This is a genomic window from Acinetobacter sp. NIPH 2100 (assembly GCF_000369805.1).
In the GTDB taxonomy this organism is placed as follows: domain Bacteria; phylum Pseudomonadota; class Gammaproteobacteria; order Pseudomonadales; family Moraxellaceae; genus Acinetobacter.
In genome coordinates this window covers 3,023,372-3,036,349 of record NZ_KB850224.1, presented here as the reverse complement: position 1 = coordinate 3,036,349, position 12,978 = coordinate 3,023,372, and the positions used below count along the sequence as shown (strand labels likewise).

At 41.1% G+C, this 12,978-nt stretch carries 9 protein-coding genes; 7 read left to right on the top strand and 2 right to left on the bottom strand.

Annotated features, from left to right (window positions below; translation table 11 throughout):
• Positions 1-81: 81 nt before the first annotated feature.
• Complete coding sequence (locus F887_RS04085) at positions 82-579, top strand: DUF1289 domain-containing protein (protein ID WP_005296292.1); 498 nt, start codon at positions 82-84, stop codon at positions 577-579.
• Positions 580-631: 52 nt separating this feature from the next.
• Here F887_RS04085 and F887_RS04090 read toward each other — a convergent pair whose 3' ends face one another.
• Both F887_RS04090 and gltA read right to left on the bottom strand, forming a co-directional pair.
• On the bottom strand, positions 632-2,410 hold the full coding sequence (locus tag F887_RS04090) for a DKNYY domain-containing protein (RefSeq protein ID WP_032862961.1): 1,779 nt from the start codon (positions 2,408-2,410) through the stop codon (positions 632-634).
• A gap of 116 nt (positions 2,411-2,526) precedes the next feature.
• A complete protein-coding gene (gene gltA / locus F887_RS04095) occupies positions 2,527-3,801 on the bottom strand; it encodes a citrate synthase (RefSeq protein ID WP_005208483.1) in 1,275 nt (424 codons plus the stop codon).
• Positions 3,802-4,700: 899 nt separating this feature from the next.
• Between gltA and sdhC the strand changes: the two genes are divergently transcribed.
• From sdhC to odhB, 6 genes are all read left to right on the top strand, one after another.
• Positions 4,701-5,102, top strand: a complete 402-nt coding sequence (sdhC, locus tag F887_RS04100) for a succinate dehydrogenase, cytochrome b556 subunit (RefSeq protein ID WP_050560056.1) — start codon at positions 4,701-4,703, stop codon at positions 5,100-5,102.
• Entirely contained in the window at positions 5,102-5,467 is a 366-nt protein-coding gene (gene sdhD / locus F887_RS04105) for a succinate dehydrogenase, hydrophobic membrane anchor protein (protein ID WP_005296285.1), read from the top strand. Before sdhC ends, sdhD begins: the two co-directional genes overlap by 1 nt.
• Before the next feature lie 12 nt (positions 5,468-5,479).
• Positions 5,480-7,375: a succinate dehydrogenase flavoprotein subunit gene (gene sdhA, locus F887_RS04110; RefSeq protein ID WP_005296283.1), complete on the top strand. Its 1,896-nt coding sequence runs from the start codon at positions 5,480-5,482 to the stop codon at positions 7,373-7,375.
• A 14-nt stretch (positions 7,376-7,389) separates the two neighbouring features.
• Positions 7,390-8,100, top strand: a complete 711-nt coding sequence (locus tag F887_RS04115; RefSeq protein WP_005296281.1) for a succinate dehydrogenase iron-sulfur subunit — start codon at positions 7,390-7,392, stop codon at positions 8,098-8,100.
• A 738-nt stretch (positions 8,101-8,838) separates the two neighbouring features.
• Entirely contained in the window at positions 8,839-11,679 is a 2,841-nt protein-coding gene (locus tag F887_RS04120; protein ID WP_005296280.1) for a 2-oxoglutarate dehydrogenase E1 component, read from the top strand.
• Positions 11,679-12,872, top strand: a complete 1,194-nt coding sequence (odhB, locus tag F887_RS04125) for a 2-oxoglutarate dehydrogenase complex dihydrolipoyllysine-residue succinyltransferase (protein ID WP_005296275.1) — start codon at positions 11,679-11,681, stop codon at positions 12,870-12,872. The genes F887_RS04120 and odhB overlap by 1 nt, the downstream gene beginning before the upstream one ends.
• Positions 12,873-12,978 lie beyond the last annotated feature (106 nt).

Genomic DNA, 12,978 nt, shown 5'->3' with positions numbered 1-12,978 from the left:
AAATTAGGCGCACATTTTAGCGCGAAATCTGAAAATAAGCGAGAAAACCATAAAATAAATATGGTTTTATAGGAGTTGGTTTTGAGTAATGATCGTCGAATTCCATCATTGACCCCATGTGCAGGGCGCTGTTCAACGGTATTTGGTGATCTGGTCTGTCGTGGCTGTCGTCGTTTTAATCATGAAGTGATTCAATGGAATACTTATACGGCAGAGCAAAGGTTAATGGTCTGGAAGCGCTTAGATGCACAACTCGATCAAATTCTTGTTCCTTTGCTGCCTCATGCAAATCTACAGCATATTGAGGGCTTTATTCAGAATAAGCGCACGAGGGTATTAGATAGCGCCAGTAAGGGGCGTAAGCTGTATCACGCTTTAAAGATTTGTGAGAAGAATAAGCATTTGGCGCATGAGAGCGGTCTTGGAATCACTGATGCGCAAGTTAAACCCATCTGGGATGAGTTTGAGCGTCGTGTATTGGCTTTGGCGAAAGCGAGTTATGAGCTGGCATGGCTACGTGCAGATGGTATCAGCAACACCTTGTTGCGCGCTTTAGAATTGGAAGAAGACGAGATTTAATAAAGTAGCTGTATCCATTCACTTTGATGAGTTGATGGCTATTAAAAAAGATCTAGTCAATCTCCTGCGAAGCATCATTATTGTGATGAAACAGCTTGGATAGTTTCAGTGAGCTTGGATTTCGTGCGAAATATTGAGCTACGAGGTGCTGATCTGTTTCACGCATGAGGATGATTTTAAAGCCATGCGTGGTGGTTCCAGAAGAACGTCCTTTGGTTCGATAGAGTTTTTCAGTGATGATGTAAATATTCTTTCCATCACTAAAACGGCGATTCTCCAGAACATGTAGCTGCACAGGTTGGGAGAAGCGATAGAGTACTTTGAGTTGTTGATAAAACTCATCATAAACATAAATCTGTTGCTGATCTGCAAAAAGATAGCTGAAATTTCCAGGATAGGGTTCGTTACTTTGATGGCCGATTAGTTGCAAATGTGCTGTATCGACCGATGTAGTTCCCCAAAGTTTATGTACAGCAATGTTGGGGAGTACGTGTTCATTTAAATAAAAAGATTGACCGTCTGTTGCTAGGTTGAGGTTCTGACTAAAACGATTACTGCCGCTAAAAATTTGAGTCCGTTGAGCGTTTAGCTTGTCCAGCTTTTTATCTTGATAATAAACATACTGTTGATCGTGAATATATTGGCTGTTATTTGGAAAAGCTGTGCTCTGTTGTGGATTTAAATCTGTTAGGACCTGTGTTTTGTAATAGACATGTCGATCATCTTTTGCATAAAAATAGACCAATGCATTGAAAGTGGGGTGCAATACTGCTGCAAAGTCAGTCGCATTCGCGTTGACCAAGTGTTTATCTCGAAAGTAGACCCGTTGATGATCTTTGCTAAAGTCATTGCCTAAATAAAGCGTTTGCACAGGGTTTAGCCCAGACAAGATATGGTCTTGCCAGTAAACATGTTGTGCTGTTTTACCAACATTGCTATACAGCTCATCGGCACGGTTTGGAAGGTTGCTCAAAGCTAAACCAGTAAATTGATCAGCGCTGACTTGAGGCAGTAAAAATGTGCCTTGGCCTTGCTTAAAAATATAGACCTGATTCTGGAAAGCTTCAAAATTTGTCCCAGAGATCGACCGTGTTTGTTGATGGGGTAAGTTGATGCTGCCATCGTTAAACTCATGCCAGAGTAGAGAGGCAATAAAAAGACTGAAACTGGTTAAAATAACAAGGATGAGTCCTGTAGTAAGCCATTTCTGTTTTCGTTGATAAGCAGCGAGTACTTGTTGATCTGCAATTAAACTGATGATGTCAACATGGGTTTTCCTATTGATATTTGCGTTACTGATACGTTGTAACTGTTGTTGCTTTGCCAGAGCTTCCAGCTTTTTCCAAAATTTTAGAAAATCAGTGTGCTGCTGAGTTAAAGAAACAGGCCACATCCAAGAGTTGAAGTAAAAATATTGTCGATAGGGTTTGGATTTACTTAAAATATTGAAACTGTGGATTTGAGTATGCCGCTGTTGCAGTTGTATTTGAATCAGCTCTTGCCAACTGAAAAAATCAGCTTGAGTGGAGCTATCCAGTGAGATGCCTTGCTGATACAGTTTAAGCGTGATCGAGCGTTTAAAGTACTTTTGATAAAGCTGGTTATACAGATACACAATCGGTATCAATAAACCAAACATCAAAGCAATATTCAGTAATTGAGCGAAGAAGGGAAGTAATTGATAAAAGTAATAAAGACTTAAATCATAAGTCAAATAAACGAGAACAGCCCAAGTCAGTATGATCATCAATAAAAATAGCGTAAAGGATGCAATTTTCATTTGAAAGGCGGGCAGTGTAACCTGCATTACAACAGCGGATCTTTTTATCATTGGCTCGGTAAGTTAGTTATGCAAAAACAATATTGTTTAAATTTTCTTTTAAGAGCATAACCGATAAAACAAAAAAAGGATGCAGAAGCATCCTTTTTTATCAACGCCAATAGAAATTAACGTTTGATGTCGCGTTGCGTCGAACCTGTATAAAGCTGACGTGGACGACCGATCTTGTAAGGACCGCTGTGCATTTCTAACCAGTGGCTGATCCAACCAACTGTACGTGCAAGCGCGAAAATTACAGTAAACATGCCAGTTGGGATACCAATCGCTTTTAAGATGATACCTGAATAGAAGTCTACGTTCGGGTAAAGCTTACGCTCAACGAAGTACGGGTCGTTCAGTGCAATACGCTCAAGTTCCATTGCAAGTTGCAATTGTGGGTCGTTGATGCCTAATGCTGCAAGAACTTCGTCACATGTTTCTTTCATGACTTTCGCACGTGGGTCGAAGTTTTTGTAAACACGGTGACCGAAGCCCATGAGTTTAACTTCTTTGCGCTTCACTTTTTCCATGAATTCAGCAACGTTTTCTACGCTACCAATTTCATCTAACATTTTAAGTACAGCTTCGTTTGCACCACCGTGAGCAGGTCCCCAAAGTGCTGAGATTCCAGCAGAGATACATGCATACGGGTTTGCGCCAGTAGAACCAGCAAGGCGAACTGTAGAAGTAGACGCATTTTGTTCGTGGTCAGCATGAAGCGTGAAGATACGATCCATTGCACGAGCAAGAACTGGGTTGACTTGATAATCACGGTCAGCAGGTGTAGCAAACATCATGTGTAGGAAGTTTTCTGCATAACCTAAGTCATTACGTGGGTAAATGAATGGTTGACCTACTGTATATTTGTAGCTCCACGCTGCAAGCGTAGGAATTTTCGCGATTAAGCGAATTGCAGTAATTTCACGGTGGTTTACATCTTCGATGTCTAAACCGTTGTGATAGAACGCAGATAATGCACCAACAACACCAACCATGATCGCCATAGGATGAGCATCACGACGGAAACCATTGAAGAAACGGCTTACTTGATCATGAACCATAGTATGGTTACGTACTTTAGCGTCAAATTCTGCTTTCTGTTCAGCATTTGGAAGCTCGCCATTTAACAATAAATAGCAAGTTTCTAAGTAGTCTGCTTGAGTCGCTAATTGATCAATTGGATAACCACGGTGTAATAAAACACCTTTGTCACCATCAATGAATGTGATCTTAGATTCGCAAGCAGCTGTCGCCATAAAACCAGGATCGAAAGTAAAGTGACCTGATGCCAATACATCTTTAACGTCAATTACATCTGGGCCTAATGTGCCGCTGTAAATTGGTAATTCAATTTCTTTGCCATCAAGCTGTAATACGGCTTTTTTGCCAGTTGCTGCAGACATTCAATAGATCTCCTGTCCTGGTGAATGATTATCTGACTCGAAATACTAATCTTGTCATGTGCGAATCAGACGGTGTCAAAATTTGCTATAAGATTAGTGGTTACTAAAATTTTGTCAATTATACTTAGGGATAAAAAATGACGTTGCTACAGTCAATTAGTCATTCAGTATCGAAGAAAAAACTGAGTAAAATCACAGCACCGGTCGAGTATAATATGTCAAATCAAGTTTCAGGTGCATAAAAAAAATGAAGCATCAGTCCAATTGTAAGTAAATTTTTACTTGGAGGAGAGGGTGCTGCTTATAAAATAAATACTTATCATTGCTGAAACCCTTATATTTCCCGTTGTTTGATATTAAACGATCATTCAAAAACACAGGAAAAAGGTTGTTTTGAGCAACATTATTGACCTGTTATGGTGCGATTAATTGTATAAAAAATGACTCATTGATTTTGGGTAATTGAAGGATAAAAATAGATTATCAATTCATGATATTTAAAATATAAATGAGGAGTATTATTTTTGACTATGTATCACATTGCGAAATTATGCCGATTCAAAGCCAGAAAAGCTGTTTTTGAATAAATATAAAGAAAAGAATTTATAAAATTAAAAATGATCTATAAAAAATAGTATTTTATTTTTATCATTACAAAACAATTAGATAGTTTTTTTTGTCGAGATTTGTTGGATTTGGCGCCGTTATTATGCGTGTGAATGATTCTTATTTAAAGTTTTTTTCGACTAAAGCGAAAGTTGATTGTTTGTATTTTGATATTTCACGTTTTATAATTCGGTGTCGTTATATAGGTTAGGCATGTGCTGTGCTTGCCTAACAATGCCAGCTTTCCTTTGAATTAAGTCAAACAAACTCCGGATGGAGTTTCTACCTACAGGATGCCCGCTGTGAAAAGCAACAGACCTGTCAATTTGTCCATGGGTCAGGTATTAGCGGTAAATTTACGCTCACCCGTGGCTATTGCCTCAATTCTACACCGTCTATCAGGTGTAATCGTTTTCTTATTGGTTGCAGTTCTTTTATGGATTTTGGATAAGTCTTTATCTTCTCCAGAAGGATTTGACTACGTTAAAAATGTCGTTTTCGGAAATATCTGTGTACGTTTCATCGTATGGGTATTTGTAGCTGGTTTGATTTTTCACTTGATCGCAGGTGTTAAGCATTTACTTGCTGACCTCGGTTTTGCTGAAGAACTTCAAAGCGGTCGTATCGCTGCTACAGTTTCATTAATCTTGTCTGCGGTTGGTATTGTCGCAGCATTCGTATGGATTATGTTCTGATGAAAAGTGCTACAGGTTTAACAGGTTCAGGTTCTCGCGATTGGTATATCCAACGTATTAGTGCTGTAGTGTTGGCTGCTTACACTGTGGTTTTGTTTGGCTGGATCCTTTGCAATAGCGGATTTGGTTATGAACAGTGGGCTGGCTTTATGCTGACTTTGCCAATGAAGATTTTCTCTTTATTAGCAGTGTTATCGCTCGTTGCACACGCTTGGATTGGTATGTGGCAAGTCTTTACTGATTATGTAACGACTCGTCAAATGGGCCCTTCAGCTTCAGGTTTACGCCTTGTACTCACTTCTGCTGTCATTATTTCAGTGTTCGTGTACGCAATCTGGGGTATCCAGATTTTCTGGGCAAATTGATAGGAAGAGATCATGGGCGCAATTAACCCTCAAGAAGATTATTCAAATATTCAAAACCTCACTTTCGATGCAGTTATCGTTGGTGGTGGTGGTTCTGGTATGCGTGCTGCTTATCAACTTGCTCAAGCAGGTTTAAAAGTTGCGGTATTAACCAAAGTATTCCCAACACGTTCGCATACAGTTGCTGCTCAAGGTGGTATTGGTGCGTCGTTAGGTAACATGCAAGAAGATAATTGGCATTATCACTTCTATGACACGGTTAAAGGTTCTGACTGGTTAGGCGATCAGGACGCAATCGAGTTCATGACACGTGAAGCGCCAAAAGTTGTATATGAGCTTGAACACCTCGGTATGCCTTTTGACCGTAACGAAGATGGTACGATCTATCAGCGTCCATTCGGTGGTCACTCTGCAAACTACGGTGAAAAAGCTGTGCCACGTGCGTGTGCTGCTGCTGACCGTACAGGTCACGCGTTATTGCACACCTTGTATCAAAGCAACGTGAAAATGGGCACCCAGTTCTACGTTGAGTGGATTGCATTAGACTTGATCCGTAACGAAGCGGGTGATGTTCTTGGTGTTACAGCGATTGACCAAGAAACTGGTAACATCGCCGTATTCCAAGCGAAAGCGACTTTGTTTGCTACCGGTGGTGCTGGTCGTGTGTATCGTGCATCAACCAATGCTTATATCAACACTGGTGACGGTCTTGGTATGGCTGCTCGTGCAGGTATTCCATTACAAGATATGGAATTCTGGCAATTCCACCCAACGGGTGTTGCGGGCGCAGGCGTATTGTTAACTGAAGGTTGTCGTGGTGAAGGTGGTATCCTTCGTAACAAAGACGGCGAACCATTCATGGAACGTTATGCACCAACTTTAAAAGACTTGGCGCCACGTGACTTCGTATCACGCTCAATGGACCAAGAAATTAAAGAAGGTCGTGGTTGTGGTCCTAAGGCGGATTATATCTTATTGGATATGACTCACTTGGGTGCTGAAACGATTATGAAACGTCTTCCATCTGTATTTGAGATTGGTAAGAAGTTTGCAAACGTTGACTGTACCAAAGAGCCAATTCCTGTAGTACCAACAATCCATTATCAAATGGGTGGTATTCCAACCAATATTCATGGTCAAGTGGTTGTACCGCATGGTGTGGAAGAGGGTGAATTCTCTGCGCACTATGACAAAGACACCAAAGAGTACACTTATAAAGGTACACGTGATTATGTAAAACCTGTAAAAGGTTTCTACGCAATTGGCGAATGTTCTTGCGTATCTGTACATGGTGCAAACCGTTTGGGTACCAACTCATTGCTTGACCTTGTGGTATTTGGTAAAGCAGCGGGCGAGCATATCATCGACTATGTGACTAAACATCATGGTGATGACTATGCACCGCTTCCAACAGATGTATTGGTTAATACGTTGGAGCGTGTACGTAAATTAGATGATTCAGCGACTGGCGAAAACGCGCAAGAAGTGGCTGATGCAATCCGTGACATCGTACAAGATCACGCCGGTGTATTCCGTACTCAAGCATTGCTTGATAAAGGCGTAAAAGAAATTCTTGCGATTGAACCACGTGTTCGCAACATTCATTTGAAAGACAAATCTAGAGTATTCAACACAGCGCGTGTTGAAGCATTAGAAGTTGAAAACTTGTATGAAGTAGCGAAGGCGACTTTGATTTCTGCTGCTGCACGTAAAGAATGTCGTGGTGCACATACAGTTGTTGACTATGAGTTAGCACCTGATCACCCAACTTATTCTTACGGTCGCCGTGATGATGAGTGGATGAAACATACATTATGGTATTCATCAGACAACCGTCTTGAATATAAGCCAGTACGTTTCACACCATTAACGGTTGAAGCAATTGAACCTAAACCACGTACATTCTAATCGGGAGAACAAAGATGAGTAGAGGCACTCGTACATTCGAAATCTACCGCTATGATCCTGATAAGGATAAAGCGCCGTACATGCAAACTTATAAACTCGAGTTAACCGATAAGCATCGTATGTTGCTTGATGCGTTACTTGCGTTGAAAGTACAAGATGAGTCATTAACATTCCGTCGCTCTTGCCGTGAAGGTATTTGTGGTTCGGATGGTGTGAACATCAATGGTAAAAATGGTTTAGCGTGCTTGTGGAACTTGAACGATTTACCAGAGAAGATTGTGATCCGTCCTTTACCTGGTTTACCAGTAGTAAAAGACTTGGTTGTAGACATGAACCAGTTCTATGATCAATATGACAAGATTCAGCCGTTCTTGATCAACAATCAGCCAGCACCAGCAAAAGAGCGTTTACAGTCTCAAGCCGAACGTGAACACTTAGATGGTCTATATGAATGTATTCTTTGTGCATGTTGTTCAACTTCATGCCCATCATTCTGGTGGAACCCTGATAAGTTCCTTGGACCGTCTGCATTGTTAAATGCATACCGCTTTATCATCGACTCTCGTGATACGGCAACACAAGAGCGTTTGGCTCGTTTAGACGATCCATTCTCTTTGTTCCGTTGTAAGGGAATCATGAACTGTGTATCTGTATGTCCTAAAGGTTTGAACCCGACAAAGGCAATTGGTCACATTCGTAATATGTTGTTAGATCAAGCTGGTTAATCTAGTTTTCTAATCAACAAAAAAGGAGGCTTCGAAAGGGCCTCCTTTTTGCTTTTGATGTTATTGGTACTAATCGGTTAAAAAATGGTTGCTTAAAAGAAATCAGGCTTGAATTTTAGAAATTCGACCTTAAATATTTATAGATTTTACTGTTAAATAAAATCATATAAATCGATATGTTGGTTTGTTTTTGATCGAACTGCGTGGGATTTGTGCAAGATTTGTAGAGAATGTTTATTTTTGATCAATCAGAGTGCAACTTTTATCAAAAGGGCGGTATATTAGAATATAATTTGATGTGTGTATTTCGCTGCTTTATGGATGGTATGTGTCAAAAAAATCAATCCAAGCTTGAGAACATGTTAGGATTTCTGCCACAACTGGAATCAAAAAATAAGCAGATTCTTGAGCTTATCTCAGAATCGTGTCTTGAAGATTTGTACAGGTTTTATTGAAAAAGTCAATTTAGAAAAGTTAAAAATCCAGTTAATTTTTCTAAAATGATTTGCAAAAAATTGCTCGATTTCATCGAGTATGAAGAATGAGTTATATGCCTTGAATTGAAGGTGTGTAGCTCATTTGTTACATCAAAGGGAATACTCCTGATGTGTAGTAATAATGTCTCAAGGTTGGATGATCTTGGGTAGTAGTGTCTTGTTACCAATTTGACACTATGAATCATGGGTGTGCTTAAAAGGCAGCCTGTATTATTTTTTGCAATAGGAAATGGGTCCAAAAATGCAAGAAGTTGCTGACGCTTCGCGTCTTGACACTGAACTTTCCGCTGATAGTGCAGCGTATATTGAAGAGCTATACGAACAGTACCTAACTTCTCCAACCTCAGTGTCAGAGGATTGGCGTGAATATTTCGATAAATACCCTAAAGGTGATCAACCACACGGCAGTGTGCGCGAGCAATTCCTCCTTTTGGGTCGTAATGCAAACCGAGTTCAACCTGTTGTACAAAGCACTGTAAGCACAGAGCATGAGCGTCGTCAAATTGGTGTTTTACAATTAATCGCTGCTTATCGTAACCGTGGTCATCAAAAAGCTAAACTCGATCCATTAGGTCTTGCGAAACGCGAAGACGTTCCTGACCTCGATTTATCTGCGCACGGTTTAACTAAATCAGATCTCGATACTGTATTTAATACAGGCAACCTCGCAATTGGAAAAGCAGAAGCAACATTGTCTGAAATGGTAGAAGCCATGGAAGCAACTTACTGCGGTTCAATTGGTGCAGAATACATGCATATCGTTGATACCAAAGAAAAGCGTTGGATTCAGCAACGTTTAGAAGGTGTTCGCAGTAAATTCAATTATACCAATGATCAGAAAAAAGGTTTTTTAGAGCGCTTAACTGCGGCAGAAGGCTTAGAAAAGTATCTTGGTAATAAATTCGTTGGTGCGAAACGTTTTGGTGTAGAGGGCGGTGAGTCTTTTATTCCAATGATGAATGAAATCATTCAACGTGCAGGTAGTGTTGGTTGTAAAGAAGTTGTGATTGGTATGCCACACCGTGGTCGTCTCAACCTTCTTGTCAACATTATGGGCAAAAACCCGGCTGACCTTTTTGGTGAGTTTGAAGGAAAAAGTATTCATAAGAAAGGTTCTGGTGACGTTAAGTATCACCAAGGCTTCTCTTCAAACGTAATGACTCCAGGTGGCGAAGTTCACTTAGCATTAGCGTTTAACCCATCACACTTGGAAATTGTTGGTCCAGTGGTCGAAGGTTCAGTTCGTGCACGTCAAGTACGTCGTAAAGACATTGGCGGTGATGACGTACTTCCTGTGATCGTACATGGTGATGCTGCATTTGCAGGTCAAGGTGTCAACCAAGAAACCTTCCAAATGTCACAAACTCGTGGTTACACAGTGGGCGGTACCGTTCATATTGTGATTAATAATCAAGTGGGTTTCACCACATCAGATCCACGCGATACACGTTCTACAGAATACTGTACTGACGTGGCAAAAATGATTCAGTCTCCGATTTTCCATGTCAATGGTGATGATCCAGAAGCGGTTATTTTTGCAACTCAAATCGCGCATGATTTCCGTCATGAATTCCGTAAAGATGTCATCTTAGATTTGTTCTGCTACCGTCGTCGCGGTCATAACGAAGCGGATGAACCATCTGCAACGCAACCAATGATGTATCAAGTAATCAACAAGAAAGCGACTACGCGTACCTTGTATGCAGATCAATTGGTTCAACAGCAAATCCTTGATCGCGCTAGTGCCGATGCAATGGTTGAAGGTTACCGTTCTGACTTAGAAGCGGGTAATCACGTTGCCAATGCGCTAGTTCGTGAACCAAACAAAAAAATGTTTGTCGATTGGGCACCTTATTTGGGCCATGAATATACCGATCTTTGGGATACGACATTCAGCATCGATCGTTTAAAAGAACTTGGTAAAACGATGAATACATTACCAGAAGGTTTTGTATTGCAGCGTCAGGTTCAGAAAGTGATCGATGATCGTGTGAAAATGCAAACAGGTGAAATGCCACTTAACTGGGGTGCTGCTGAAACTTTAGCATATGCAACCTTACTTGATGATGGCTTCTTGGTTCGTATCACAGGTGAAGACGTAGGTCGTGGTACATTCTCGCACCGTCATGCCAAATTACATAACCAAGTTGATGGTTCTGTTTATATTCCACTTTGCCATATCAAAGAAAATCAGCCACGTACTGCGGTCTATGACTCTTTATTGTCAGAAGAAGCAGTGCTTGCATTTGAATACGGTTATTCAACGACATTGCCAAAAAGCTTGATCGTTTGGGAAGCGCAATTTGGTGACTTCGCAAACTGTGCACAAGTGGTGATTGACCAGTTTATCGCTTCGGGTGAAACCAAGTGGGAGCGTGTTTGTGGTCTAACCATGTTGTTACCGCACGGTTATGAAGGTCAAGGTCCAGAGCATTCATCTGCACGTTTAGAGCGTTTCTTACAGCTATGTGCTGAAGACAACATGCAAGTGATGACACCGACTACACCAGCGCAAATTTTCCATGCGTTACGTCGTCAAGCAGTTCGTCCGATTCGTAAGCCAATGATCGTAATGTCACCAAAATCGTTATTACGTCATAAACTTGCGACTTCAACGTTAGATGAATTAGCAAACGGTTCATTCCAAACTGTGATCGATGAAATTGATCAAATCAACAAAGCTGATGTGACTCGTTTAGTGCTTTGTGGTGGTAAGGTTTATTACGATTTACTCGAAAAACGTCGCGAACTTGGTTTAAACCATATTGCGATCGTTCGTGTAGAACAATTGTACCCATACCCAGAGCAACGCCTAGCTGAAGTCATGGCTGCTTATCCAAACATTCAAGAACTTGTTTGGACACAAGAAGAGCCGAAAAACCAAGGCGCTTGGTTATTCATCGTTCCTCGTTTGTATGAAGATGTTCTTAAATCTGGTAAACAAATCCGTATTAGCTATGCTGGTCGTGAAGCATCTGCCGCACCTGCTTGTGGCTCGCCATACTTGCATGCAAAACAACAAGCTCAGCTTATCAATGACGCACTTGCGATTGAAGTTGAACAATCAGGAGATTCTAAATAATGGCAACCGAAATTAAAGCACCGGTATTTCCAGAGTCAGTTGCTGACGGTACGATCGCAACTTGGCACAAGAAAGTAGGTGAACCTGTATCACGTGATGAAGTGATCTGTGACATTGAAACCGATAAAGTTGTTTTAGAAGTGGTTGCTCCAGCTGATGGTAGCTTAGTTGCAATCATCAAAGATGAAGGCGACACTGTTCTTTCTGACGAAGTGATTGCTCAATTCGAAGCTGGTGCTGTTTCTGCAGCTGCTCCTGAAGCTGCTGCACCAGCGGCGGCGGCTCCTGCTGCTTCTGCACCAGCGGCTGCATCAACTCAAGCGGTTGATCAAAACCAAGCGCCTGCGGTTCGCAAAGCATTATCTGAAACAGGTATCAACGCTGCTGACGTACAAGGTACAGGCCGTGGCGGTCGCATCACTAAAGAAGATGTTGCTGGTCATCAAGCTAAACCTGCTGCATCAGTTCAACCATTAAGCGTTGCTGTAGGCGAGCGTATTGAGAAACGTGTTCCGATGACACGTTTACGTAAGCGTGTTGCTGAGCGTTTATTGGCTGCTACACAACAAACTGCAATGTTAACAACGTTTAACGAAGTTAACATGAAGCCAATCATGGAAATGCGTAAGCAATATAAAGATGCTTTCGAAAAACGTCATGGTGCTCGTTTAGGCTTTATGTCTTTCTTTGTTAAAGCAGCGACTGAAGCATTAAAACGCTACCCAGCAGTGAATGGTTCTATTGATGGTGATGATATTGTTTATCACGGTTTCTATGACATCGGTGTAGCAGTGTCTTCTGAGCGTGGCTTAGTTGTACCAGTCCTTCGTGATACTGACCGCATGAACTATGCAGAAGTGGAAAACGGTATCCGTGATTATGCTTATAAAGCGCGTGACGGTAAATTAGGTATCGAAGACATGACTGGCGGTACGTTCACGATTACCAATGGCGGTACTTTCGGTTCATTACTTTCAACACCAATTTTAAATACACCGCAAACAGCGATCTTGGGTATGCATAAAATCCAAGAACGTCCTATGGCGGTAAATGGTCAGGTTGAAATCTTGCCAATGATGTATTTAGCGCTTTCTTATGACCACCGTTTAATCGATGGTAAAGAAGCTGTAGGTTTCTTGGTAACAATCAAAGAATTGTTAGAAGAGCCAGCTAAACTTATTCTTGACCTATAACTTATTACTTAATAATCCCCTCTAAATCCCCCTTTTATAAAAGGGGGACTTTCACGAGTCATATACATTTTAAGATTTGTGGAAATTGCTCTTCTTTTCAGAGAGA

Coding starts and splice junctions, on each gene's coding strand:
- F887_RS04090 (WP_032862961.1), bottom strand. CDS start 2,410: ATGATAAAAAGATCCGCTGTTGTAATGCAGGTTACACTGCCCGCCTTT.
- gltA (WP_005208483.1), bottom strand. CDS start 3,801: ATGTCTGCAGCAACTGGCAAAAAAGCCGTATTACAGCTTGATGGCAAA.
- sdhC (WP_050560056.1), top strand. CDS start 4,701: ATGCCCGCTGTGAAAAGCAACAGACCTGTCAATTTGTCCATGGGTCAG.
- sdhD (WP_005296285.1), top strand. CDS start 5,102: ATGAAAAGTGCTACAGGTTTAACAGGTTCAGGTTCTCGCGATTGGTAT.
- sdhA (WP_005296283.1), top strand. CDS start 5,480: ATGGGCGCAATTAACCCTCAAGAAGATTATTCAAATATTCAAAACCTC.
- F887_RS04115 (WP_005296281.1), top strand. CDS start 7,390: ATGAGTAGAGGCACTCGTACATTCGAAATCTACCGCTATGATCCTGAT.
- F887_RS04120 (WP_005296280.1), top strand. CDS start 8,839: ATGCAAGAAGTTGCTGACGCTTCGCGTCTTGACACTGAACTTTCCGCT.
- odhB (WP_005296275.1), top strand. CDS start 11,679: ATGGCAACCGAAATTAAAGCACCGGTATTTCCAGAGTCAGTTGCTGAC.